A 24,056-nucleotide genomic window follows, 5' to 3' on the forward strand; every position below is an offset into this window, starting at 1 on the left:
CCTCCCTGGAAGTTTGCCAACCGATGCCGATCCGCACCATCAAGAAGATCCTGCAGTCCCGCGTATACGACGTGGCCGTGGAAACCCCCATCGACCGCGCTCGCGGGCTGTCTCGCCGTCTCAATAACAACGTTTTGCTCAAACGTGAAGATCTGCAGCCGGTGTTCTCTTTCAAAATTCGCGGAGCCTACAACAAAATTGCCAACCTCAACGATGAGGAAAAGGCCCGTGGCGTGATCTGCGCCTCGGCAGGCAACCATGCCCAGGGTGTGGCGCTGGCGTCAGCCCGGTTGGGCATCAAGTCCGTTATCGTAATGCCCCAGACCACGCCCGAAATCAAGGTCAACTCCGTGCGCACCCTGGGAGGCAAGGTGGTGTTGCACGGTGATGCTTATGATCAGGCCGCCGCCCACGCCAAAATGCTGATGGAAAAGCACGATTACACCTTTGTGCATCCGTTTGATGACCCCGATGTGATTGCCGGGCAGGGCACCGTGGGTATGGAAATTCTGCGCCAGCACACGGGCGATATCGAGGCGGTGTTCGTGCCAGTGGGCGGCGGTGGTCTGATTGCCGGCGTTGCCTGTTATCTTAAATACTTGCGCCCTGACATTAAGGTCATCGGCGTGGAACCGGTGGATTCCAATTGTCTGCAAGCGGCTATGGCCGCCGGGCGGCGGGTGGTGTTGCCAGAAGTAGGCTTGTTTGCTGACGGTGTAGCAGTAAAACAGATCGGCAAGGAAACGTTCCGGTTGGCACGCAAATATGTCGATGAAGTGATCACGGTGACCACCGACGAAATGTGCGCGGCCATTAAAGATCTGTTCGATGACACACGTTCTATTAATGAGCCCGCAGGTGCATTGGCGGTGGCGGGTTTGAAAAAGTACGTCGAGCGGGAGCGGTGCGAAGGCGCAAATTTGATGGCCATATGCAGCGGTGCCAATGTTAATTTTGATCGCTTGCGCCACATCGCCGAGCGGGCCGAAATTGGAGAGCAGCGTGAAGCGGTTCTGGCGGTGACCATTCCCGAAACACCCGGCAGCTTTCGCCGTTTCTGTCAGGCTTTGGGCAAGCGTTCGATCACTGAATTCAATTACCGTTATGCCTGCCAGGAAGCCGCCCATGTGTTTGTGGGGGTGCAGACCCTGGGCCAGCAAGAACGTGAAGCGATTTGTGCGGATTTGGTTGATCAGGGTTATAAAGTGCAGGACTTTTCATTGAATGAAATGGCCAAGTTGCACATCAGGCATATGGTGGGTGGCCGCGGGCCGTCAGCAGGTGCGGAATTCAGCCTGGAAGATGAGGTGCTGTACCGTTTTGAGTTTCCTGAGCGCCCTGGTGCGTTGATGGAATTTCTCAGCAAACTGGGCCAAAACTGGAACATCAGCCTGTTTCATTATCGTAATCACGGTGCGGCGTTTGGGCGCATTTTGGTGGGTATGCAAGTACCAAAACAGGAGCGCTCCAAGTTGAAGCGTTACATCCAGCAGCTGGAATATCGCCACTGGAATGAAAGTGAAAACCCGGCCTACCACTTATTCTTAAAATAATATCCAAGTGCAATGCGGGCCTTGTTATTTCGAGGTCCGTTCACCTATTCCTGTTCAGTGCGATTTTGTTGGAGCTTTCCCGCGCGCTGTCTTTATATCTCACAAAGTGTTCCTAAAAAGCCCATATAAAGTAATATCCGGCCAACCCTCGCCAGCGCTGCTGTTTTTTCGATTTCAATAACGAAAAATGGCGTTTCAAGCACTTCCTACCAGTGTTAGTCTCGAAGAAAAATAACAATAATAAAAGGTACGTAGTAGTGAAACGGAATCACGCTATCATTATTGGTGCGCTGTGTTTGGCGCTGTTGTCTGGTTGTAAACCGGATACGGCCAACTACATGAAAATGGATTTACCGGAATTTGAGCGCTCCAATTCTATACCGACTTTATTGTCACTCACTGCTGGTAACTTCTACGCCAATGGCTTTCCCAATAACCTGCGCCGTGATGAGCACGATGGCATTCGCATGGATGATTTTCCGCGCCGGATACATTGGTTAACCGGGCGCTATGTTGATAACCTGGTTGATATGGGCGGTTTCCCCACGGTGATGCCGGTGTATTTGCCGTTTGCCGATGGTATTGATCTGGACGCGATGTCGCAGTGGGATGCGGATTATGCCGATCCACGATCACCGATTCAACTAATTGATGTGGACATGGATTCTGCGGAGTATGGCCGCCGTTTTCCGTTGAAGCTGTCCATGACCCGGTACGCTGACAGTTATCGACCGGCGCATTTATTACAGGTGTTGCCCACGTTGGGAATTAATTTGCGGCCCAATACAACATACGCCTTGATCGTGTCGGATCAGGTGCCGTTGCGTGATGAGCGGCAATGGCAGCAGAGCCCGCAACTGACTGCAGTGTTGAATCCAGCGCACAGTACGCGTGATGTGTCGGTTAACACGTTGCAGGTGTACGCTCCCTTGCGTGATTTTATGGCGCAGCAGGGTATTGATCCTCAGCATATTGTTGGCGCAACGGTATGGACCACAGGGGAGCCGGTAGCCAGGTTCCACCGCGCTGCGGCGCGCGTTGCCGAGCAGGCGGATGCGTTGTCGGAATTACCGATCACAGCGCTGGAGCGTGCTGATGACTATCCGGAATATTGTGTGATTCGCGGCTTTGTGGATTTGCCCGGTTTCCAAAAAGGTACGCCACCCTATGCGCTGTTGGGTGGAGAGGTGGAATGGGGCAGTGATGGTAGCCCTTTGCAGCAATATACCCGCACGGCAGAATTCGTGCTGACGATACCAAAGCACACCACTATGCCGGATTCAGGTTATCCGCTGTTGTCGTATGTGCATGGTGCCGGTGGCCGTGCCAGTCAGGTGTATGATCGTGGTGAATTCGATCATCTGGATCCATCGCAATATCCATTCTATATGGGTAAACCCGGCGAGGGGCCAGCGCAGATTGCGGCAGAGCGGGGTTGGGCCAGTTCTGGTTTGGCGGGCCATGCCTCCTACGATCATATTCCCCAGTGGGGCAGCCTGAACGGGGTGATGGTGTATAACGTGTTTAACCCCGAAGGGCTGGCGGGTAACTACATGACGATGGCGTGGGAGCGCATCTTTTTCCGTCGTATAGTTGATCGTATCGAGGTGGATGCAAGCCTGTGTCCGCAGGCTGATCCGGGGCCTGGGCATACCCGCTTCCACTTCGATCGCAACTTGCAGGTTAACCTGGGTCAATCGCAGGGTAATTGGGTTAGTTCTTTGATGGTGGCGGCGGACCCTCGACCTTATCAGGGCGTGGTGTTTTCAGGTGCTGCCGGTATCTGGCCGCGACTGTTTAATAACAACCCCGGTTTTGAATTGGCCATGAACAGTGCGGTTATCAATCGCATTCCGTTTTTGGATCTGGATGACGCCCACCCTTTTCTGATGCTGCTGGAGTGGAATCTGGGGGCGGTGGACACGATCACCAACCTGGACAGGTTGATGTATCACCCGACCAAGGTGCCGCCCCACGTGATTGGGTTCTCCGGTTACAACGATTATTTGCTGGCAGAAACCACCCAGCGGCCTTTCTTTATGACATTGGGGTCTGACCTGTTGGGGGATGACATTGGCCAGAGCGCCAAGCGAACCTTTATGCCCCATATCACTCTGGGGGGCGCGCAGCATTTGGCGTATCCGGCTTCGGCAAATTTTGATGTGCCGGGGTATGGGCCTCGCACCAACGTGGTGATGCGCTATCGCGGCGACAACCCGGCGTTGCTGTATAACGGCCATGAAGTGCTGTTCCAGTCTGATGCGATCAAGCACCAATATGGATGTTTTTTGGAGCATTTGGCTCAGGGGCGAGTGCCTGTCGTTGATGTGGGGTATGAGCAGGGTGGGCCTTGTTTATGAGCGCCCCAAGCTGGAACGTTATGGAAGAGCAGTGAAAGTGTGAACCGGTCCGGACAATTATTGTTGAAGTAAGCCATTGTTTTTTAAATTGGACCTTTTCAAGGTTGCGGACACGTGTTAATTTTCCCGACACCTAAAGCGTTTCCGTGTTGCGCATGGTCTGGCGCCGAATGATCTCATTCAGTTTCAGACTCTGCTGATAAAATCATAAAAACCTGTTCATTATGTGAGCTGATGCTCACTTGCCAGCTGGCTGATGGCGCGGGCTGGTCTATATTGATAGTGAAAGCAGTAATGTATACACGGCGTAGCAAGGTCAGTGGTGCTGGCTTTAGGTGGTAGACGCTCTGTTTTCTGGCTCTTTCCGCACGACGGAATAATAAAACCAACAACGAGTCAGAAATTGGCCCATCGACTATTCGATGGCGTGTTTTTAACGAGGCAAGGTAAAAATGAGAAAGAAACCCGATTTGTTGGTTGTGCTGGTGTTGGTACTGGGTTTGGGTGTGCTCGCAAGCTCCTATACCCAAGGTCAACCCGACCCTGAAATGGTCGCTAGCCAATTCTCCATCCGCTAGTCTTAAGGCTGGCTTCCTCGCTCCGGTAGCTGTTCAGGCTACCGGGCGCTGTAAATATCCTTATCCGTAACAATCTTGTTCATCATAATATCCCAGCGCTCATTGGGCAGGGTGTCTACTTTCTGGCATTCGTGCGCAACCCCGATCATGCGGGGCTTGCGGGGTTTGCTGTTGTCATTCAGAAACGCGAACGTTCTGTCGTAAAAGCCGCCGCCCATGCCCATACGGTTCCCGTTTTCGTCAAACCCCACCAGGGGCGTTAATACCAAATCCAGGGTCCACACCGGGCAGTGGGAATCCTGATCGCAAAGGGGCTCTGGAATGCCAAAGCGATTTTTTGCCAATACCTGATGGGGGTGATGGGCCATGAATAACAGGCGGCCTGTTGAAAACGGGTGCAGTACCGGCAGGTAGATCTGCTTGCCCAGCCGCCAGGCCAGTTCCAGCAGGGGTTGTGGGTCAATTTCGCCATCGTTGGGTATATAGGCGGCGATTCGCTGACCAAAGATGAATTCGGGCAGCAGGCTCAGTTGGCGACACAGGCCCATCGAGGCGTGTTTCTGCTGGTGTGGGCTGAGGCTGCGGCGCTGCTGGCGCAGTGCTTTGCGGATCTGATTTTTGGCCGGGGTGCTGGTATTGGGCAGTTCCAAGGTCACGGATTCCAATTCTGTGTTTGGGTGTTTTATTGGGTAGCGTCTGCAGGAAAAAGGCTAATACAGCGTAATTCAGCTGTCATAAGATTGTGAGTATAGAAGGCGTTAGCGCATGAGGGTATGCGCCGGCGCTAAAAAAATAGCGCCCCCCGTTCTGCCGTGACTGGCGGTAGCCCTTGAACCCAAGGTTCAAGGTGGTGGCTCCTGTGATGCATCGGGCTTTCCGTCAGGCGGACATGCACTCCCGCATCAACCAGAACCCCCGGGTAAAAAAGCATCGGCTCAGGGACGTCGGCCAGAAGCTCGAACAGCGCAGGGGGCTGAAGCATCAGTATAACGGAAGTGGGGGTGTTTCTCGAATAACCTATTTCTTGTCGAGGTCTTGACTTTACAGATCCAGCTGCCGGGCCGACGCCAGTGCGCGCTCGATTTTGTCATTAAGCTTGGCCAGCTGCTTCTCGGTGATGCGGTCGTAGTTGGCCAGCTCGGACTGGGCCTTGATCAGCTCGTGGGCAATATTCAGGGCCGCCATCACCGCAATGCGATCCACCCCGACGATCTTGCCGGAACGGCGGATTTCGCGCATGCGTTCGTCTAGCAGGCGGGCGGAGTTTTTCAGCTCGTCCACCTCGCTGGGAGGGCAGCTTACGCCGTAGTCCCGATCCAGGATGTTGACGTGCAAGGTATGTAGTGGGTCGCTCATGAATCCTGCTCCAGCGCTTTCAGGCGCGAAATCATCGCTTCGACCTTGGCTCGTGCCATGTCGTTTTTCTTCATCAGGTTGGCACGCTCTTCCGCCAGCTGGCTTTCGCGGGATTTCAGCGATCGGTTATGGCGTTTGTATTCGTCGCAAAGATCGATGAATTCGTCAACGCGGGATTCAAGGTTTTTGAAAAGCTGCTCAACTTTGTTCATAGAATTTGGTCGCAATTTTTGTTTTCCATGTTACATCAAGTGTTATGGCGGCACTATGGCCCTTTTCTCTTTCGTGCCGAACCTCACATTAAGCTTAGCCCCATTCCTGGCTTTGCTACATCTTATGGCGTGTTACAATGCCTGGGAGTGTTGAATTTTGGGAAAATAGCTATGTCCTCGCAATCTGAAGATATTCTGGATTTCTACGAGTTGGAAGCAGAACTGCAAAAAATCGAGGCGCTGGCGACGCCGTCGGAGGCCCATGGCATCCTTTGTGGTCAACTCAGTGCCGGTTTCAAGTCTGATCAGATGGTCTGGCTGAAAGAATACCTGCCCAACTTGGGGGTGAAGGGTGAGCCCTGGGAGAATACCCGCGACTGGTTCTTCCAATTGCACAAATTCACGCTGGAGGAGCTGGTAGACGATCAGTTCAACTTTATGCCTTTGCTGCCGGATGACGAAGACCCGCTGGATGCCCGGTTGGGTGCTCTGGCGGAGTGGTGTTCCGGGTTTTTGGCCGGTTTTGGCGGCGCTGGAGCCCGCAAGCCCGAGGAGTTCACCGAGGATGCCCTCACTGCGTTACGGGATATCCAGCAAATCAGTCAGGTGGACCCTGAAATCGATGAAGAGGAAGACGGCGAGGCGGCCTATTTTGAGGTGCTGGAATACGTGCGCATGGCTGCCCTGATGATCTTCACTGAATTTGCCCTCGACCGCGACAGCGTTGTACCCCCCGGTGCGACTATTCACTGATCGCAACCCCATTGTTTCTCTGACCGTTGTGTGAGTAACCCCCTGCATGAGCATAACCAAGAAAGAATTTGCCGAACGTCGCCAGCAACTCATGAACATGATGGAGCCCAACTCCATCGCCATTGTTCCTGCTGCACCCATGCGCACCCGCAGCCGGGATACCGAATACCCCTATCGCCAGGACAGTGACTTTTTTTACCTGAGCGGCTTTGCCGAACCTGAGGCCGTGCTGGTGCTGGTGCCCGGGCGTGAACACGGTGAGTACGTGATGTTCTGCCGGGAGCGGGATCGGGATATGGAGATCTGGAACGGCTATCGGGCCGGGCCGGAAGGGGTGGTGAAGCAATACGGGGCCGACGATGCCTTCCCCATCGGCGATATCGACGAGATCCTGCCGGGGCTGCTGGAAGGCACCGATCGGGTCTACTACCTGATGGGGCGGGATAAGGAGTTCGACACGCAAGTGATGGAATGGGTGAACACCATCCGCGCCAAGGTGCGCAGCGGCGCTCATCCGCCGGGGGAGTTTATTGCCCTGGATCACCTGCTGCACGACATGCGTTTGTATAAGAGCAAAGCAGAGGTACGTTTGATGCAGCAGGCCGCCGATATGAGCGCCTCGGCCCATGTGCGGGCCATGGAGAAGTGTCGGCCGGGGATGATGGAGTTTCAGCTGGAGGCGGAGTTTTTACATGAATTCGGTCGTCACGGCAGCCGGTTCCCGGCCTATTCCAGCATTGTGGGGGGCGGTGCCAATGCCTGCATCCTGCATTACATTGATAACGTGAATGAGCTGAAAGCGGGGGATCTGGTGCTGATTGATGCGGGGGCCGAATACCAGCATTACGCGGCGGATATTACCCGTACTTTCCCGGTGGACGGCCAATACAGCCCCGAGCAGCGCGCCCTGTATGAGGTGGTGTTGAAGGCGCAGTTGGCGGCCATCAAGCAGGTTAAACCCGGCAATCACTGGAACCAGCCCCACGAGGCGGCGGTGAAAGAACTCACCAAAGGGCTGGTGGCTCTGGGCCTGTTGCAAGGCAAAGTGAACGAGCTGATCGAAAACGAAGCCTATCGTCGCTTTTACATGCATCGTACCGGCCATTGGCTGGGCATGGATGTGCACGATGTGGGCGACTACAAAGTGGGGGATGCCTGGCGCGAACTGGAGCCGGGCATGGTGCTGACGGTGGAGCCGGGCCTGTATGTGGCACCGGACGACGATACGGTAGACCCGAAATGGCGTGGCATCGGTATTCGTATTGAAGACGATGTGCTGGTGACGGAGAAGGGCCGCAAAGTACTGACCAGCAAGGTGCCGAAAGATCCCGATGAGATCGAAGCCCTGATGGCCAAAGCCCGCACCGCAAAACGCGCCGCTGCCAAGAAAACCAAGCGGGTTGCCTGACATGGACATTATCATCATGGGTGGCGGCCTGGTGGGAGCCTCGTTGGCCGCCTGTCTGGCCCGCGACCCTAAGATCAATATCGCTGTGGTGGAGAAGTTCGCGCCGCAGCCGCAAGATCCGCACGGGCAGGGCGATGCCGAATCCCAGGTGCTGCACCCCAGTTACGATGCCCGCAACACCGCATTGGCCAACGGCACCTGTCATGTGTTCGATCAGCTGGGCCTGTGGCAATCCATGCGCGAATACGCTGTGCCCATCCACACCATCGACATCACCAATCAAGGCCGTTTTGGTCGCGCCGTGATCCGGGCTGAGGAGGAGCGGGTGCGGGCCCTGGGCTATGTGATCGAGAATCGTTACATGGGGAAGTTTCTGTCAGAGCATTTGCAGAGTTGTCCCAATGTGCAGTATCTGGCCCCGGCGGAAATCGGCGGCCTGCATTACGAAGGCGACCAGATCGTGGCCTCGGTAGAGGTGGATGGCCGCTGGGAAATGTTCAAGTCGCCCCTGGTGGTGATCGCCGATGGGGCTCAATCCCAAGGCCGTGAACTGTTGGGCATCGGTGCGCAGGTTACCAGCTATGATCAGGTGGCCATTGTTACCGCTGTGACCCCGGATCGTCCGCACAATAACCTGGCATTAGAACGCTTTACTGATACCGGCCCCCTGGCCGTGTTGCCACAAACAGACAATCGCTGGGGCCTGACCTGGTGTCTTGATCAGGCGCGGGCCGATGAGTTGATGGCCGCCGATGATGCCACCTTTATGCGCGCGCTGGAACAGGCCGCCGGTTCTGCCATAGGTAATCTTACCAAAGTGGGTCGGCGCTTTACTTACCCGCTGGCATTGACCTTGGCCAAAGAGCAGGTGCGCCCTAATGCAGTGGTGCTAGGCAATGCTGCCCACGGCCTGCATCCGGTGGCGGGGCAGGGCCTGAATATGGCCATGCGGGATGTGGCGGTGCTGGTGCAGACCTTAAGCGAGGCCCGTACGCGGGGTCAGAGCTGGGGTGATTTCACATTGCTTAACCGCTACCTGCAACAGCGCGAGCAGGATCAGTTCAATACCATCCAGTTTTCCGACAAGCTCACCAAACTGTTCAGCAATCGTAACCCGCTGCTGAGCATGGCCCGTAATAGCGGCCTGCTGCTATTTGATACCCTTGGCGGCACCAAGCGTTTTGTGGCCCGTCACGCCATGGGGCGATCCGTGTCCACTACGCTGCCGGAGGTGGCTTCATGACTCTATCTTCGCAACCGGATCTGCTGATCGTGGGTGCCGGTATGGCCGGGCTGACCCTGGCGGCGGCACTGGCCGATCAGCCCCTCTCCATTCTGGTGATCGATCCCAATGTGCCTGCGGCTCCCCAGCAATGGCCCGATCACTTTGATCCGCGGGTCAGTGCGCTTACCCATGCCTCCGAAAACATCCTGCGCCGCTTGGGTGCCTGGGATGCCATTGCCAACACGCGGGTGGCTCCCTTCGCCCATATGGACGTGTGGGATGGCGATGGCACCGGCAACATCCAGTTTCACGCCAACGAGGCAGGGGCCGAGCATCTGGGCCACATTGTCGAGAATCGTGTCACCACCCATGCCCTGTTCCAGCGGGTGCAAGGGGCCGCCAACATTGAATTTCGCGCCCTGGGGCTGGAGAAAATCCTTGAGGGTGAGATGGGTGGCTGGCGTATCCAATTATCCGATGGCAGTGACATCACACCAACGCTGATGATCGGGGCCGATGGTGGCCGTTCCCGGGTGCGGGATCAGTTGGGTTTTCGCTGCCGCACCTGGGCGTATGGCCAGAGCGCCATCGTCACCACCGTCACCACTGAAAAGCCCCACGGCGATACAGCGCGACAGGTGTTTCTGGAAAGCGGCCCGCTTGCGTTTCTGCCGTTGCGAGAGCAAAGCAATCAGCGTGGCGCTTGTTTGTCTTCCATCGTCTGGACCTTAAATGACGATCAGCTGAAAGCGAAGCTGGCACTGACCGACGCCGACTTTTGCCAGCAACTGGAGCGTGCATTCGAACAGCGTCTGGGCAAGGTGGTTCATGCCGATCCACGCTTTGCCTTCCCCTTGGTGCAGAATCATGCGGTGGATTACATCCAGCCCGGTGTGGCGCTGATTGGCGATGCCGCCCACACCATTCACCCGCTGGCGGGGCAGGGCATCAACCTGGGGTTTCTGGATGCGGCCGTGCTGGCAGAAGAGATCCAGCGCGCCCTGGGCCACGAATTACCACTGGATGATTTCAGCGTGCTGCGTCGCTACCAGCGCCGTCGCAAACCCCATAACTTGATGCTGATGTCCACCATGGAAGGCTTCAAGCGGCTGTTTGGAGCAGACATCCCGCCGCTGCGGGTGGCGCGTAATGTCGGTATGTCGTTCTTCAATCGTCACAGCCTGATCAAGGGCCAGATCATGGCCCGAGCCATGGGCATGGAAGGGGATCTGCCGCAATTGGCCCAACCGGGGCTGGTGGCGGATTTTTAAGGTTTCTTGTACCCTTAGGGCAGTGGGATGACAACACAATTGCAGGAGTGACTTCATGGTAAAGGCGTTTGTGATACGAAACCAACTTGGCCAGTATTTTACGCGTAAAGGGGAATGGGTATCCGGTAAGGATGCCAGCGTGCTGTTCCACCAGCCTCACTATGATCAAGCCCTTAATCAGTTAATCGAAATCAACTCCAAAGACATCGAGCTGCGGGGCACCGTGGTGGAAGTCGAAATGGAAGACAAACGTCTCATCATCAACGAATACGGCCCCGACCCGGTTCAGCCTGAACTGTTGGCAGAAGAAGAATCCAAAACCGAAGACGGCGTGGCCGCCTGATTGAATATGCCCTGGGGACAGGTAACCGCGGGGCTGCATCATGACATTTAACCAGTTTCTGAATTGGGGGTGGGATCCAGCCACCACCGACCCCCGGCAAATGCGCCGTGTGCGTACGCTGGTGTCTGCCTGTCTGCTGTTAATCCTGATCGGCATTCCTTTTGTTGCTCGCGCTATCCAGTGGGATCTACCCATCCGTCAGGCTTTTCTGGGCACCGCAGTGAGTTTCGGGTTATTGGCTTTGTGGCTGCTGCGCGTGCAGCGCTTTACCCTCAGTGTGCACAGTTTGGCGTTCGGGGTGTATTTGGGGGGGTTGAATCAATATCTCACTGTAGGTGGGCTGGAGTCCGGTGCGGTGGCCTGGTGGCTGATCGTACCGTTGATTGGCGGCCTGTTGATGGGGCTGCGTACGGGGCTGGTGTGGATCGTGATCGCTCTGCTTTCCAGTCTGATCCTGTTCTACCTTGAAACCCATGGCCACACCTTCCCCAATCTGACTCCGCCAGAGGCCCGCAATGCCCAGCGCGTGGTGCTGGTGGTGGGTGAGTTCCTGGCGGTGCTGATATTGATGACCGCTTACCTGACTCAGATCGAAACCTCGGAACGCAGCCTGGCGCAGAAGAATGCATCGTTGCAGCAACAAGTGGCGCGAGCAGAAAGCGCCGAAGCGGCCGCAGTGGAGGCTTCCGCTGCCAAAACCCGCTTTCTGGCCAACATGACCCACGAGCTGCGCACGCCGCTTAACTCTATTCTGGGGTTCTCCCGCCGGGTTTCGCAGCAGTTGGATGCCCAGCTCAACGAGCGGCAGCGAGACGGCCTGCAACTGGTGGTGGATAACGGCGAGCAAATGTTGCGGCTGGTGTCGGATCTGCTGGAACTGTCGGAGCTTGAAGCAGGCAAATTGCAGCTCGGGCGCAGCGCAATGAATCTGCGTGAAACCGTGAGCCTGTTGTTGCCTGACATGCAGCGTAAGGCCGGTCAGTTTGGCCTTGATGTCGTGGCAGATGCCCCTCTGCCCGAAGTGCTGATCCATGGCGATCTGTCCCGTCTAAAGCGGGCGCTGGAAACCCTGTTGCGACATGCGGTGCAATATTGCCCGCAAGGGGTTATACGTGTCTCAGGACAGATCAGTGGGCAGGCCGTAGGTGAACAGCGCTGGGTGATGCGGGTGCATTGCGAACAGCTTTGTTTCAACGATGAGCAGCTGCAACGCATATTTGATCGGTACGATCACCTGCACAGTCTGTCCGAGCGGCCTGATCTGGTATCCGGTTTGGCCATGGTGCTGGCCCGTGAGTTCGTGCGTCGTCATGGGGGCGACTTGCAGGTAAGCCCGCATCCGCAGCGGGGAACCCTCTACCAATTAACTCTGCCGTGCGGTTAAGAGCAGGTTTGGCGCACGGTTGAGATTCAGGCACTATACTGATGTGAAAGGGATTTCATTGGAGAGTGTCGTTGGAGGGATTGCTGAATCAGCTGCTGAATTGCGGTTGGGATGAGGATAAAACCGATCCCATCCAGTTGCGGCGTATTCGTACCATCACTGGCACATCTCTTCTGCTTATATTGTTGGGTATTCCTTTTCTGCTGCGTGCCTACGAATGGCACATTTCCTTGCGCATGGTTACGGTGCCTGCGGCCATGCTGCTGGCGATCACATCCATCGCTGTCTTGGGTTGGTTTAAGAATTATCACATCAGTACCCAGTTGGTGGTCTTGGCCATTTATGTGGCCGGTGCCGGTGCTGTATTAACCAGTGGCGGGGTTGGCACCTCGGCGGTGGGTTGGTGGTTTCTGGTGCCGTTGCTGGCGGGGTTGCTGCGGGGAATGAGCAGCGGCCTGAGCTGGGGTGCCATAGTGCTGCTTTCTATGTATGCCTGCTACTGGGCCGAAGGCCACGGAATTCCGCTTCCGGATCTGACGCCGCCTGAACACGTTGCCGCCCAGCAGTTGATGCAAGCCCTGGGTGTGACCTGTGCCACCCTGATATTGATCAGTAATTACCTCGGCCAGATCGGCCACTCCGAGCGGATCCTGGCAGAGCACAATGAACGTCTGTCCAGGCAGGTGGAGCGGGCAGAGACTGCCGAACGTGAGCTGACGGTGGCGGTGGAATCGAAAACCCGCTTTCTGGCCAATATGAGCCATGAGATGAAAACCCCCCTGAATGCCATTCTGGGGTTTTCCAAACGCCTGCAGCACCGGGCGTCGGATAAGCTCGATGAGCGCGAGCAATTGGCCCTGGGCCAGGTAGTGAATCACTCAGGTAATATGCTTGCCCTGGTCAACGACCTGCTTGCTCTGGCGCAACTGGATGCAGAGACTCCTCAAGAGCCGAAACGCAGCCCGCTGGATCTGAAGGAGTTGTTGGTGCGCACAACCCAGGAGCTGGCACCGGTGGCGGGCAGGTTTGATCTGCAATTGATGATGGAGGCTGAGGACAGCCTGGTGATCGAGGCCAATGGTGAACAGATCACACAGGCAGTCGGCGCGCTGGTTCGTCATGCGCTCATGTATGCCAAGCAGGGAGTGGTGCGTCTTACACTCGGTGAGATGACCCAAGGTGCTCTGATTCAGGTGCTGTACCCTGGCGAATTGTCGGAGGCCGGCAAACAGCGTCTGTTCGATCGTTATAATCACCTGCACAGTCAGAACGGCCGCGACGTGGGGATGTCTGGCCTGGCGCTGGCCCTGGCGCAGGAGCATGTGCTGCTGCACGGTGGGCGCATTGGCGTCAGTTCCGATCCGGCGGCCAGCAATGTCTGTTTCAATCTTTACCTACCGAGTTGATTCCCATCAACTAAGCAGCAATTTGCCCATAAAAATTTGGTAAAACTGTTTCATTTGCAAATGCAGCAAATTATCATTTACACCCAATGCAAATACAGAGGTTTACCTATGAAAAAGCGTGTAATGAATATCCTTTCGCCGGTTTTTACGCTGGCCCTGTCAGCGATGGCGCTCGGTGGGATCGCAGGATGCAGCGATCAGGATAGCGCCAAGTCAGAGGCGGAAGCCGGGCAACCTACTGAAATAGTAGTGTATTCGTCACGTAATGAGCATTTGGTCAAGCCTCTGTTTGACCGCTTCACCGATGAAACCGGCATCAAGATCTCCTACATTACCGATGGCGAAGGCCCCCTCATGGCGCGTTTGCAGGCCGAAGCCGAGCGGACCCCCGCAGATCTGCTGATCACGGTAGACGCCGGTAATCTCTGGCAGGCGGCCAATATGGGCCTGTTGCAGTCCACCGAGTCCGAGGTGTTGGAACAGAATATCCCGGCCAAATATCAGGATTCCGAGAATCGCTGGTTCGGTCTGTCCATCCGGGCGCGCACCATTGTCTACTCCACTGAACGGGTTAAACCGGAAGAACTTTCCACCTATGAAAACCTGGCGACCGCAGCCTGGGATGGCCGCCTGTGTCTGCGTACGTCCAAAAAAGTGTATAACCAGTCGCTGGTGGCGACCCTGATTGAGCGCCATGGCGAGCAACGTACCGAAGAGATCGTGAAAGGCTGGGTGGATAACTTGGTCACCGATGTGTTCCCTAACGACACCTCGCTGATGGAGGCCATTGTGGCAGGGCAGTGTGATGTGGGCATCGTGAACACCTACTATTTTGGTCGCATGCAGGCAGAGGACCCAGCCATCCCCATGGCATTGTTCTGGCCCAACCAGCTTACCTCGGGAGTACATGTGAACGTTTCCGGTGCCGGTGTTACCCGACATGCCAAGCACCCCGCCCAGGCAAGGCAACTGCTGGAGTGGTTGGCCCAAGGAGAAGCCCAGGCCATGTTTGGTGGCCTCAATATGGAGTATCCGGTTAACCCGGCAGTGCCAGTGGATGATCTGGTGAAATCCTGGGGCGAGTTCAAAGCCGATGATCTGAACGTGGAAGTGGCAGGTCGACGGCAGGCTGAAGCCATCAAGTTGATGGATCGTGCCGGTTACCGCTAAATCCCCCGCACGATGACCGCTACCGTCATCGCCCGCCCCCAACCCTACTTGCCCAAACTGTTGCGGCGGGTGGGGTTGTTGCGCGCCTGCGCCTTGCTTTTGGCGCTGATGGTGGGCGCACCCCTGCTGGTGATTGCCTTCAGTTGGGGCGACGTTAATGCCGAGATCTGGTTGCATCTGGCCCAGACTCAATTGTTCCGATTATTGGGCAACACCTTTGTTCTGGTGCTGGGAGTGGCGGTTCTGGTGCTGTTGATCGGTGTTCCCCTGGCCTGGTTCACCGCCACCTGCGACTTTCCGGGGCGGCGGGTGTTTGATGTGGTTCTAATGCTGCCTCTGGCCGTGCCTGCCTATGTTATGGCCTTTGTTATGGTGGGGTTGCTGGATTACGCAGGCCCGGTGCAGGGCGCCCTGCGGGACTGGTTCGGCCCCCAACTTTCGTTTAGTTTTCGGGGCACCTTCCCCGTGGTGCTGGTGATGTCGCTGGTGCTGTACCCCTATGTTTACATGCTGGCCCGCAGCGCCTTTTTGTCACAGGGGCGCGAGCCGCTAGAGGCAGCGCGAGTGCTGGGATATGGCCCCTTGCAGGGCTTTCTGCGGGTTGCGTTACCCATGGCAAGGCCTGCGATTATCGCCGGTTTGTCGTTGGCGCTGATGGAAACCCTGGCGGATTTTGGTGCGGTGGCGGTGTTCAATTACGATACCTTCACCACCGCCATTTATAAGGCCTGGTACGGTTTTTTTGATCTGCAAACAGCCGCCCAGTTGGCCTCACTATTATTGGTTATCGTGCTCAGCGGTCTTTACCTTGAGCGCAGCGGGCGTGGCTCGGCCCGCTATTTTCAAAATGGGCGGCGGCGTAATTCTAGCGCCCGCATAGCCTTATCCGGCTCCCGCGCCTGGTTGGTGTCCGCTTGGTGTGGGTTGGTGTTTCTGGTGGCCTTTGTGATTCCAGTGGGGCATCTGTTGCTGTGGATAATTCAAGGTGCCTGGCGCGGTTTGGATGAACGCTACCTGGGGTTGGTCGGGCATACACTCACCCTGGCTGCCATCGCCGCAGTGGTGACGGTGATCGCCGCCTTCCTGCTGGCGCTCTATCGTCGCACCTACAAGGGCGCGCTGTCTGGTGGAATCGTGCGGCTGGCCACGGTGGGCTATGCACTGCCGGGCTCTGTGCTGGCGGTGGGGATCATGCTCAGTTTCAACTGGTTGGATGCCTGGGCAGCCCAACTGCAAACCGCCCTCGGCCTCAGCGTACAGCCCATCTTCGTCGGAGGCGTGCTGGCGTTGCTGCTGGCCTACACCACGCGCTTTCTGGCCGCCGCGTTCGGCCCGGTAGAAACCAGCCTGGATCGCATCAAACCCTCGATTCCCGAGGCCGCCGCCATTCTGGGGGCCCGTCCACCGGAGATCGTGCGCCGTATCTACCTGCCCATGCTGGCGCCGGGCCTGCTTACCGCCGCGTTGCTGGTGTTTGTGGATGTTATGAAAGAGATGCCAGCGACCTTGCTGATGCGTCCATTCGGCTGGGATACCCTGGCCGTGCGCATCTATGAAATGACCTCCGAAGGCCTTTGGCAGCAGGCGGCCCTGCCGGGGTTATCTATCGTATTGGTGGGGCTGGTGCCGGTGGTTATTCTGGTGCGCCGATCCGCCCGCTGACCCTAACGGCACGCACACCTTAGTCAACCGCTCTACACCACTGGCCACGTGCCTCCGACCTGAGTACAATTGCCCCCCTCAATTTGGTACAAACAAGCTAACCCCCAACAGCATTGTTTTGGTACAATCGTGCCAAAACAGGAGACCAAGCATGGCCCAGCGCACAGCTCTATACAACAGCCACCTGCAATCAGGTGCCAAAATGGTGGATTTTGGCGGCTGGGACATGCCTATCAACTACGGTTCCCAGATCGAAGAGCACAACAGCGTGCGTACCGACGCCGGTATGTTTGATGTCTCTCACATGACCGTAGTGGATGTACAGGGGGCGGACTGTCGGGCCTATCTGCAGAAATTGCTCGCCAACGACGTGATCAAGCTCAAGACTCCCGGCAAAGCCCTCTACAGCGGCATGCTCAATGAAAAAGGCGGCGTGATCGACGATCTCATCGTCTACAACATGGAAGGCTGGTACCGGGTAGTAGTGAATTGCGCGACCCGTGAAAAAGATCTGGCCTGGATGGAAAAACAGAGCGCAGGATACGATGTCAGCATCACCGAGCGCCCCGACTTCGCCATGATCGCCGTACAGGGCCCCAACGCCATCGCCAAAACCTGCGCCGTAGTGGGTGAGCCTAAAGCTGCCGTCATCAACAGCCTCAGCATCTTTCAGGGCCTGCCTGCCCAGGACTGGTTTATTGCCCGCACCGGCTACACCGGCGAAGATGGCCTCGAAATCATGTTGCCCAACGAACAGGCTCCCGGCTTTTGGCAGCAACTGATCGAAGGCGGCGTGGCTCCCTGCGGATTGGGCGCGCGCGATACCCTGCGCTTGGAAGCCGGTATGAATCTGTACGGTTCCGACATGGATGAAACCGTATCCCCACTGGCCGCCGGTATGGGCTGGACCATCTCCTGGGGCCCAGAGGAGCGCGACTTCATCGGCCGATCCTCATTGCAACAGCAAAAAGTAGACGGCGTGGACTTCAAACAGGTGGGCCTGGTGCTGGAAACCCGTGGCGTGCTCCGCGGTCACCAGAAAGTCATCGTAGAAAATGTAGGCGAGGGCGAAATTACCAGTGGTACATTTTCCCCGACCTTAGGCTATTCTATTGCTCTGGCGCGGGTTCCCGCCGCCACCGGCGATGTCGCCCAAGTGGAAATTCGAGGCAAGCTGCACGACGTCAAAGTCGTCAAAGCCCCCTTCGTCCGCAACGGCAAACAGGTTTTTTAGTTCAAATTTTTAACTCTTTTTTAAACCTTTATCAGTTCTGAGGAATGATCATGAGCGAAATACCAACCGAATTGCGTTACCTGTCGTCACACGAATGGGTTCGGGTAGAAGACGGCGTTGCCACCATCGGCATCACAGCTCACGCCCAAGAAGCCATGGGCGATCTGGTGTTTGTGGAAACCCCCGAAGTCGGCACCACCCTGGCCGCGGGTGACGAAGCCGGTGTCGTTGAATCCGTAAAAGCAGCCTCCGACATCTACACCCCGGTGTCTGGTGAAGTGGTGGAAATCAACCCGCTATTGGAAGATGCCCCTGAAACCGTCAACTCCGATCCCTATGGCGATGGCTGGATGTTCAAAATTGAGATCGCCGACGGTGCCGAGCTGGAAAACACCCTCACCGCCGACGAATATCAGGCACAGATCGAAGACGAATAAGTCGGTTGTAAAAACCGTCGCCGTAAACAGCCCGATTCTTGCCAGTCGGGCTTTTGCATTTATATCAGGACCCCAACATGCCCTACATTCCCCACACCGACGATGACGTAAAACGCATGCTCGACACCATCGGTGCCGACAGCATTGATGATCTGTTTGATGAAATCCCCAAAGACATCATCGCCCAGCCGCTGCAACACGTTCCAGCCGGAAAATCCGAGATGGAAACCACCCGCATCATGAGCGATCGTGCCGCCCACGACAGCGGCAACCTGTGTTTTATCGGCGCGGGAGCCTACGAGCATCACATCCCGGCCGCCGTGTGGGAAATCGCCGGGCGCGGGGAATTCCTCACGGCCTACACACCCTATCAGGCCGAGGCCAGTCAGGGCACCTTGCAGGTCATCTACGAATTCCAATCCATGATCGCCCACTTAAATGGCATGGACGTCTCCAACGCCTCCTTGTACGACGGCGGCTCCGGTCTGGCCGAGGCCGTGCTGATGGCCGTGCGCGCCAACCGCAAATCCAAATCCAAAAAAGCACTGGTGCTGTCCAGCGTTAACCCGCTCTACCGTCAGGCCACCACCAACATCGTCGAAAACCAGGGCCTGGAATTAGTAGAAGTGCCTTATTGCAGCGCGCAGGGCACCACCCCGGTGGATGCACTCAAGCACTTCGAAGGGCAAGACTTCGCCGCCCTCATCATCCAGCAGCCCAACTTTTTCGGCTCACTGGAAGACGTAGACGCACTAACCGACTGGGCACACGCCCACGGCATGCTGGTCATCGCCTCCGTCAACCCCACCTCACTGGCCATCCTCACCCCGCCCGGTGAATGGGGCGAAACTGGCGCCGACATCGCCACCGGTGAAGGTCAGCCCCTGGGCGTGCCCTTGTCCTCCGGCGGCCCCTATTTCGGATTCATTACCTGCAAACAACAGCACGTGCGCCAGATGCCTGGCCGCATCATCGGCCGCACCGTAGACATGGAAGGCCGCCCCGGTTTTGCCCTCACCCTGCAAGCCCGCGAGCAACACATTCGCCGCTCCAAAGCCACCTCCAACATCTGTACCAACCAAGGCCTGGCCATGACCGCCGCCACCGTGTACATGAGCTTGCTGGGGGCAGATGGCTTAGAGCAAGTGGCCATTGCCAGCCACAACAACACCCAATCATTGTTAGAAAAACTCACAGCCATCGACGGTGTAGAGAAAGTCTTCAGCGCCGCCACCTTCCATGAAGTCGTCATCAGCCTGCCATTGAAAGCCACCACAGCGCTGAAAAAAATGGCCAAGCGAGGCATTCAGGGCGGGCTGGATTTGGGCGAGTACTACCCCGAACTCAGCAACTGCATATTGTTATGTGCCACTGAAACCAAAACCCAAGCGGACCTTGATCGCTATGCCACCGTGCTGGCTGAAGTATTGGCCGACACCACAGAAGGAGCGCAGTAATGCTTATTTTTGAAAAAAGCCAAAGCGGACGCCGCGCCACCTCGCAGTCCCCCAAAGCACAACAACTTAAAGGCACCATCCCCGAAGGTTTGCTGCGCAAGCAAAAACCCTTGATGCCCGAAGTAGGCGAGATGCAAGTCGTGCGACACTACACCAACCTGTCGCGCAAAAACTTCAGCATCGACACCCAGTTCTACCCGCTGGGTAGCTGCACCATGAAATACAATCCACGGGGCGCACATCGTGCTGCCATGCTGCCAGGCTTTCTTGGCCGCCACCCCCTGGCACCGGAACAACATAGCCAAGGCTACCTGGCTTGCCTGTACGACCTGCAAGAAGTACTGAAAGACGTCACCGGCATGAAAGGCGTATCCCTCACCCCCATGGCCGGTGCCCAGGGTGAATTCGCCGGTGTCGCCATGATCCGCGCCTACCACGAAGCCCGCAACGACCACGAACGTACCGAAATCCTCATCCCCGAAGCGGCCCACGGCACCAACCCGGCCACCGCCGTTATGTGTGGCTACAAAGTGCGTGAAATACCCGTTAACGCCGACGGCGACGTTGACGTTGATGCCTTAAAAGCCGCCGTCGGCCCTCACACCGCCGGACTGATGATGACCAACCCATCAACCTGTGGCGTGTTTGAACGAAAAATAAAAGAAATCGCCAAAACCGTTCACGAAGCAGGCGGGCTGCTCTATTACGATGGTGCCAACCTCAACGCCATCCTCGGCAAAGTGCGCCCCGGCGACATGGGCTTTGACGTGCTGCACATGAACCTGCATAAAACCTTCGCCACGCCACACGGCGGTGGCGGCCCCGGCGCAGGCCCGGTTGGAGTAGGCGAGCGCCTGCTGCCCTACCTGCCCACGCCCATCGTTGGCAAAGAACACGTCAATGGCGCCGACCACTATCGCTGGCTTACCGAAAAAGACATCCCCGGCACCATCGGCCGCCTGTCTACCTACATGGGCAACGCCGGTGTACTGCTGCGCGCCTACTTCTACGCCAGCGTACTGGGTAAAGAAGGCATGCACCGCGTCGGCGAATTCAGCACATTAAACGCCAACTACATGATGAAAAAAGCGGAGCAGGCCGGGTTCCAATTGGCCTACCCCAATCGTCGTGCCACCCACGAATTCATCATCACCTTGAGCAAGCAAGCGAAAGAGCTGCACGTGAGCGCCATGGACTTCGCCAAACGCATGCTCGACTACGGCTACCACGCACCCACCACCTATTTCCCATTACTGGTGCCCGAGTGCTGGCTGATCGAACCCACCGAAACCGAATCCCCGGATGAGTTGGACGGCTTCATCGAAGCCATGGTTAAAATCCAGAAAGAAGCCGAAGAAACACCAGACCTGGTAAAAGGCGCGCCCTATACCCAACCTGTGAGAAGGTTGGATGACGTGAAGGCGGCAAGGGAATTGGATTTGGTGTGGGGGAAATAAAAACGTAACGAATACGGTTTAAAAAGATCAAACAAAGAGGGTGGCTGCCTGTGTCATAGGGGCCACCCTCTTTATCCAGGAAGCTTCTGATTATCTCAACAATTTATCCTGCATCCAAAAATTCGTAAATAATCTCAGCAGCTGATGTAATGTTGAGCCTTTGTTGACCTTTTCTATCAAAGCGAAAAGTTCGCTAATTATACGGCAACTATAATGGGGTGCGCGTAACAGTGCGGCTCGATGAAAATACTGGCACAGTGAAAACAACCCACCCAACATGGGAACAGTAGCGGAGAGTTAAATGGATAAAATTCAGGAATTTCTTGAGCGCGAGTTTGATTGCCTTTTAAATGATCCGGAATTTGGTGAAGGTGGTTTTATGGTAATCGAAGATAGGCTACGCAAGGCGCCATCATACGTAGATGTTTTTGTCCAAAAGCTAGGGCTTCCTCTAAGTAATGCCCATAGAATGTCTTTAAGCTTTATCATTATTATGGTGTTGCCGTTGGCGCCCTGTGTGGATCTTATTCGAAAGTATGATGACGACCAAACGTTATATGATTGGGATCATACCGAAGAAGATATTGAAAACCCTATGACGATGGAAGAGTACGAAGTCTGGCTAAAAGAGCAGATGAAACTAGATGGTAGGGTCTAGCGTCGAGTTGGGAAAGAAACAAAAAATGGGGTAGGTCTTTGATTTTGGTAAACACCTGATATAGTGATCAGTAAATCAACAACTGCCAGCAGATCACAGAGGGCTAATCATAATGGCCGAATCAGAATTAGAAGAACAAACCTCCTTTCTGGAAGACCTGAAAGAAACCTTACGCCGTGGCAAAACCATCGACGGCTACGATTACAAAGCCAAAAAGCGCTATTACGAGCCTGCGCCGGAACAAAACCACGGTGAAGCGTTTACCCAGGTGGTGGAAAGCCGCCGCTCGGTACGTAAGTTCACCGATAAGCCCATTCCCAAGCACGTGTTGGATGCTTGCATTGATCTGGCGCTGATTGCCCCCAGTTCCTGCAATCTGCAGCCTTGGGAGTTCCATGTGGTGCAGTCCCCCGATAAAAAGCAAAAGCTGGTGGAAGCCTGCATGAGTCAGAATGCAGCGACCACAGCGGCAGAGCTGATTGTGGTGGTGGCCCGTACCAACAATTGGCGCAAAATTGCCAAGCTGAATATCGAGCAATGGCCGCAGCCCAAGATCCCCAAACACTGGAAGGAGTTCTACACCAAGGGTGTGGCGTTCACCTATTGGCAGGGGCCGTTTCATGCGGTGGGCGTAGTGAAGAAAGCCTTCACCAATCTGGCCGGTGCGTTCCGCCCGATGCCTCGTGGCCCGTTCACCAAATCCGATATGCGGGTGTGGGCGATTAAGAGCACGGCATTAGCAGCCGAGAATCTGATGCTGGCGTTCCGGGCCTATGGTTTTGATTCCTGCCCCATGGAGGGTATGGATGAGCAGCGGGTACGCAAGTTGCTAAAACTGCCCCGCGATGCCGAGGTGGTGATGGTTGTCGGTGCCGGTGAGCGTGCCAAAGATGGTGTGTACTTCCCACGGGTTAAGTTTGATCGTGAGAATTTTGTTCGCTACGTTTGAGTGGGTTTAACCTGAGCAGAAAAGCTAAGAAGCCCAAAAGGTTGGGTGATCAATGATGCTTTGGATGAGTATCTGGCCCAGGTCGAAACGGGGCAGGTTGTTGATGGCGGTGAAGTGATGCAATACATGATCCCCAAGCCGCTCGATGCTACAGCGAGCGGCTAAAGCAAACCCTAAACATCTGACCAAGCACCCTAAAATAATAATTAGAACCGCAGATTAAAGCCAACGCTCAGCAGGCTGACATCTTGCTCGATAATGGTGTATTCCGCTTCCAGTTGAGCAATGTTGCCCATGTTGACCCCAACGCCTCCGCCAACGGACAGGCCAGTGTCTGATTCGCCGAAATCGTTTCCAGAATAAGATGAGTTAACAGTCACGTCTTCTTTGAGCAGGCCTGCTCGTACTTTGAAAAATACGGTGCCCTCGGAGCGATAGGCAAAATACAGTGCGGTGGTTTCTATTTCGGCTGAGCCATAATAGATATTTTGGCCGCCGGAAAAGCTGATTGAGCCAGAACTGTTGCGTTCAAACTCTATGGCAGGGCCTTTGCCAAAATTGTATCCGAGTAAAAAGCCGCCACCAGTCGGGTCGCTGGCATTTTCAATATCCACTTGAAAACTACCGCCCTTAACCCCAACGTAAACACCTTGATCTTGCGCGTAGACAGAACCACACGCAGCCATAGCAATGGCAGATGCCAAAAATTTCGAATCTTTCTGTGAGGGAATGTAACGAACAGGGTCAGGTGCAAGCACCTTCCAAAAACACCAGTTCAAACCGACCTACGATCAAGCGATCACCGTCTTCAATAACCGCCATCTCCATAGGCTCACCGTTAACGATGCAGCCTTCGCTGTCTGGGTGGGTGGTAATCATCCACTGATCTTCACTGTGCTCTATGCATAGGTGATACGCTAACAGGCCTGGATCTCGAATATAAAAGTCAACGCCACTGGCGGAGCCCAGGCTCCAGTGATTCTGATCTTTATGGGGTTTCAGCACCATCTCCAAGCCCCGCAGGGGTGCCGATAAGATGATGAAGCGTGCATAGGGGCAAGGTTGGCGTGATTCCCGTTGAAAATGACGATGCAGCGGAAAGGGGGTGATGGTGTGCAATATACGGTTGTGTGCAGCCGATCCCATGGCCAGCCTCCTTGAGAGGTATCCTGATTACGGCTGA

The 24,056-nt window shown here is 55.7% G+C and carries 23 protein-coding genes and 1 other RNA gene; 18 read left to right on the top strand and 6 right to left on the bottom strand.

The features are described 5' to 3' along the window. The first annotated feature begins 23 nt into the window (after window positions 1–23). From ilvA to Kalk_RS21610, 3 genes are all read left to right on the top strand, one after another. Complete coding sequence (gene ilvA, locus Kalk_RS13460; protein WP_101894743.1) at window positions 24–1,553, top strand: threonine ammonia-lyase, biosynthetic; 1,530 nt, start codon at window positions 24–26, stop codon at window positions 1,551–1,553. Window positions 1,554–1,810: 257 nt separating this feature from the next. Beyond that, window positions 1,811–3,913 carry a hypothetical protein gene (locus Kalk_RS13465; RefSeq protein ID WP_101894744.1) on the top strand — a complete coding sequence of 701 codons (2,103 nt, stop codon included), beginning with the start codon at window positions 1,811–1,813 and terminating at the stop codon, window positions 3,911–3,913. A 452-nt stretch (window positions 3,914–4,365) separates the two neighbouring features. Next, a complete protein-coding gene (locus Kalk_RS21610; RefSeq protein WP_267892388.1) occupies window positions 4,366–4,491 on the top strand; it encodes a hypothetical protein in 126 nt (41 codons plus the stop codon). 38 nt (window positions 4,492–4,529) lie between these two features. Here Kalk_RS21610 and Kalk_RS13470 read toward each other — a convergent pair whose 3' ends face one another. The 4 genes from Kalk_RS13470 to Kalk_RS13485 form a co-directional block, all read right to left on the bottom strand. Then, complete coding sequence (locus tag Kalk_RS13470; protein WP_233716646.1) at window positions 4,530–5,147, bottom strand: 5-formyltetrahydrofolate cyclo-ligase; 618 nt, start codon at window positions 5,145–5,147, stop codon at window positions 4,530–4,532. 139 nt (window positions 5,148–5,286) lie between these two features. After that, a non-coding RNA gene (ssrS, locus tag Kalk_RS13475) (6S RNA) lies at window positions 5,287–5,466 on the bottom strand. Between the two features lie 66 nt (window positions 5,467–5,532). After that, window positions 5,533–5,847, bottom strand: a complete 315-nt coding sequence (locus Kalk_RS13480; protein ID WP_101894745.1) for a cell division protein ZapA — start codon at window positions 5,845–5,847, stop codon at window positions 5,533–5,535. Then, complete coding sequence (locus Kalk_RS13485) at window positions 5,844–6,059, bottom strand: TIGR02449 family protein (protein ID WP_101896322.1); 216 nt, start codon at window positions 6,057–6,059, stop codon at window positions 5,844–5,846. Before Kalk_RS13485 ends, Kalk_RS13480 begins: the two co-directional genes overlap by 4 nt. A 171-nt stretch (window positions 6,060–6,230) precedes the next feature. On the opposite strand from Kalk_RS13485, the gene Kalk_RS13490 reads away from it, so the two are divergent. From Kalk_RS13490 to Kalk_RS13560, 15 genes are all read left to right on the top strand, one after another. Continuing rightward, a complete protein-coding gene (locus Kalk_RS13490) occupies window positions 6,231–6,812 on the top strand; it encodes a UPF0149 family protein (protein WP_158643487.1) in 582 nt (193 codons plus the stop codon). Window positions 6,813–6,858: 46 nt separating this feature from the next. Beyond that, window positions 6,859–8,220, top strand: coding sequence for a Xaa-Pro aminopeptidase (gene pepP, locus Kalk_RS13495; RefSeq protein WP_101894747.1), 1,362 nt, complete (start codon window positions 6,859–6,861; stop codon window positions 8,218–8,220). A gap of 1 nt (window position 8,221) precedes the next feature. Beyond that, the gene (ubiH, locus tag Kalk_RS13500) at window positions 8,222–9,463 is read left to right on the top strand and encodes a 2-octaprenyl-6-methoxyphenyl hydroxylase (RefSeq protein WP_101894748.1); all 1,242 of its coding nucleotides are present in this window, start codon (window positions 8,222–8,224) and stop codon (window positions 9,461–9,463) included. Next, window positions 9,460–10,716 (top strand): FAD-dependent monooxygenase, encoded by a 1,257-nt coding sequence (locus Kalk_RS13505; RefSeq protein ID WP_101894749.1) that lies wholly within the window; start codon window positions 9,460–9,462, stop codon window positions 10,714–10,716. Before ubiH ends, Kalk_RS13505 begins: the two co-directional genes overlap by 4 nt. Window positions 10,717–10,771: 55 nt before the next feature. After that, window positions 10,772–11,059, top strand: a complete 288-nt coding sequence (locus tag Kalk_RS13510; protein ID WP_101894750.1) for a hypothetical protein — start codon at window positions 10,772–10,774, stop codon at window positions 11,057–11,059. 40 nt (window positions 11,060–11,099) lie between these two features. Continuing rightward, window positions 11,100–12,443 (top strand): sensor histidine kinase, encoded by a 1,344-nt coding sequence (locus tag Kalk_RS13515; protein WP_101894751.1) that lies wholly within the window; start codon window positions 11,100–11,102, stop codon window positions 12,441–12,443. Window positions 12,444–12,508: 65 nt separating this feature from the next. Further along, a complete protein-coding gene (locus Kalk_RS13520; RefSeq protein ID WP_158643488.1) occupies window positions 12,509–13,849 on the top strand; it encodes a sensor histidine kinase in 1,341 nt (446 codons plus the stop codon). Between the two features lie 108 nt (window positions 13,850–13,957). Next, window positions 13,958–15,019 (top strand): extracellular solute-binding protein, encoded by a 1,062-nt coding sequence (locus tag Kalk_RS13525; protein WP_233716648.1) that lies wholly within the window; start codon window positions 13,958–13,960, stop codon window positions 15,017–15,019. Window positions 15,020–15,127: 108 nt separating this feature from the next. Beyond that, window positions 15,128–16,681, top strand: coding sequence for an ABC transporter permease (locus tag Kalk_RS13530; RefSeq protein WP_324774956.1), 1,554 nt, complete (start codon window positions 15,128–15,130; stop codon window positions 16,679–16,681). 151 nt (window positions 16,682–16,832) lie between these two features. Beyond that, window positions 16,833–17,915 (top strand): glycine cleavage system aminomethyltransferase GcvT, encoded by a 1,083-nt coding sequence (gene gcvT, locus Kalk_RS13535; protein WP_101894754.1) that lies wholly within the window; start codon window positions 16,833–16,835, stop codon window positions 17,913–17,915. 50 nt (window positions 17,916–17,965) lie between these two features. Next, window positions 17,966–18,352 (top strand): glycine cleavage system protein GcvH, encoded by a 387-nt coding sequence (gcvH, locus tag Kalk_RS13540; protein ID WP_101894755.1) that lies wholly within the window; start codon window positions 17,966–17,968, stop codon window positions 18,350–18,352. A 77-nt stretch (window positions 18,353–18,429) separates the two neighbouring features. Continuing rightward, window positions 18,430–19,809 carry an aminomethyl-transferring glycine dehydrogenase subunit GcvPA gene (gene gcvPA / locus Kalk_RS13545; protein ID WP_101894756.1) on the top strand — a complete coding sequence of 460 codons (1,380 nt, stop codon included), beginning with the start codon at window positions 18,430–18,432 and terminating at the stop codon, window positions 19,807–19,809. After that, entirely contained in the window at window positions 19,809–21,266 is a 1,458-nt protein-coding gene (gcvPB, locus tag Kalk_RS13550) for an aminomethyl-transferring glycine dehydrogenase subunit GcvPB (RefSeq protein ID WP_101894757.1), read from the top strand. The genes gcvPA and gcvPB overlap by 1 nt, the downstream gene beginning before the upstream one ends. Window positions 21,267–21,567: 301 nt before the next feature. Next, the gene (locus tag Kalk_RS13555) at window positions 21,568–21,924 is read left to right on the top strand and encodes a hypothetical protein (RefSeq protein WP_101894758.1); all 357 of its coding nucleotides are present in this window, start codon (window positions 21,568–21,570) and stop codon (window positions 21,922–21,924) included. Between the two features lie 112 nt (window positions 21,925–22,036). Then, window positions 22,037–22,873 carry a nitroreductase family protein gene (locus tag Kalk_RS13560; RefSeq protein WP_101894759.1) on the top strand — a complete coding sequence of 279 codons (837 nt, stop codon included), beginning with the start codon at window positions 22,037–22,039 and terminating at the stop codon, window positions 22,871–22,873. Window positions 22,874–23,079: 206 nt separating this feature from the next. On the opposite strand, the gene Kalk_RS13565 is transcribed toward Kalk_RS13560, so the two are convergent. Both Kalk_RS13565 and Kalk_RS13570 read right to left on the bottom strand, forming a co-directional pair. Beyond that, window positions 23,080–23,577 (bottom strand): outer membrane beta-barrel protein, encoded by a 498-nt coding sequence (locus Kalk_RS13565; RefSeq protein ID WP_158643489.1) that lies wholly within the window; start codon window positions 23,575–23,577, stop codon window positions 23,080–23,082. Window positions 23,578–23,617: 40 nt separating this feature from the next. Continuing rightward, window positions 23,618–24,019 carry an FHA domain-containing protein gene (locus Kalk_RS13570; RefSeq protein ID WP_101894761.1) on the bottom strand — a complete coding sequence of 134 codons (402 nt, stop codon included), beginning with the start codon at window positions 24,017–24,019 and terminating at the stop codon, window positions 23,618–23,620. Window positions 24,020–24,056: the final 37 nt, after the last annotated feature.

The sequence above is a fragment of the Ketobacter alkanivorans genome (genome assembly GCF_002863865.1).
In the GTDB taxonomy this organism is placed as follows: domain Bacteria; phylum Pseudomonadota; class Gammaproteobacteria; order Pseudomonadales; family Ketobacteraceae; genus Ketobacter; species Ketobacter alkanivorans.

Excerpts from the sequence above, each read along its gene's own strand:
- ubiH (WP_101894748.1), top strand. The coding sequence starts at position 8,222 with ATGGACATTATCATCATGGGTGGCGGCCTGGTGGGAGCCTCGTTGGCC.
- gcvPA (WP_101894756.1), top strand. The coding sequence starts at position 18,430 with ATGCCCTACATTCCCCACACCGACGATGACGTAAAACGCATGCTCGAC.
- Kalk_RS13530 (WP_324774956.1), top strand. The coding sequence starts at position 15,128 with ATGGTGGGCGCACCCCTGCTGGTGATTGCCTTCAGTTGGGGCGACGTT.
- Kalk_RS13515 (WP_101894751.1), top strand. The coding sequence starts at position 11,100 with ATGACATTTAACCAGTTTCTGAATTGGGGGTGGGATCCAGCCACCACC.
- gcvH (WP_101894755.1), top strand. The coding sequence starts at position 17,966 with ATGAGCGAAATACCAACCGAATTGCGTTACCTGTCGTCACACGAATGG.
- Kalk_RS13480 (WP_101894745.1), bottom strand. The coding sequence starts at position 5,847 with ATGAGCGACCCACTACATACCTTGCACGTCAACATCCTGGATCGGGAC.
- Kalk_RS13570 (WP_101894761.1), bottom strand. The coding sequence starts at position 24,019 with ATGGGATCGGCTGCACACAACCGTATATTGCACACCATCACCCCCTTT.
- Kalk_RS21610 (WP_267892388.1), top strand. The coding sequence starts at position 4,366 with ATGAGAAAGAAACCCGATTTGTTGGTTGTGCTGGTGTTGGTACTGGGT.
- gcvT (WP_101894754.1), top strand. The coding sequence starts at position 16,833 with ATGGCCCAGCGCACAGCTCTATACAACAGCCACCTGCAATCAGGTGCC.
- Kalk_RS13525 (WP_233716648.1), top strand. The coding sequence starts at position 13,958 with ATGAAAAAGCGTGTAATGAATATCCTTTCGCCGGTTTTTACGCTGGCC.
- Kalk_RS13510 (WP_101894750.1), top strand. The coding sequence starts at position 10,772 with ATGGTAAAGGCGTTTGTGATACGAAACCAACTTGGCCAGTATTTTACG.
- gcvPB (WP_101894757.1), top strand. The coding sequence starts at position 19,809 with ATGCTTATTTTTGAAAAAAGCCAAAGCGGACGCCGCGCCACCTCGCAG.
- Kalk_RS13485 (WP_101896322.1), bottom strand. The coding sequence starts at position 6,059 with ATGAACAAAGTTGAGCAGCTTTTCAAAAACCTTGAATCCCGCGTTGAC.
- Kalk_RS13490 (WP_158643487.1), top strand. The coding sequence starts at position 6,231 with ATGTCCTCGCAATCTGAAGATATTCTGGATTTCTACGAGTTGGAAGCA.
- Kalk_RS13555 (WP_101894758.1), top strand. The coding sequence starts at position 21,568 with ATGGATAAAATTCAGGAATTTCTTGAGCGCGAGTTTGATTGCCTTTTA.
- Kalk_RS13505 (WP_101894749.1), top strand. The coding sequence starts at position 9,460 with ATGACTCTATCTTCGCAACCGGATCTGCTGATCGTGGGTGCCGGTATG.
- ilvA (WP_101894743.1), top strand. The coding sequence starts at position 24 with ATGCCGATCCGCACCATCAAGAAGATCCTGCAGTCCCGCGTATACGAC.
- pepP (WP_101894747.1), top strand. The coding sequence starts at position 6,859 with ATGAGCATAACCAAGAAAGAATTTGCCGAACGTCGCCAGCAACTCATG.
- Kalk_RS13560 (WP_101894759.1), top strand. The coding sequence starts at position 22,037 with ATGGCCGAATCAGAATTAGAAGAACAAACCTCCTTTCTGGAAGACCTG.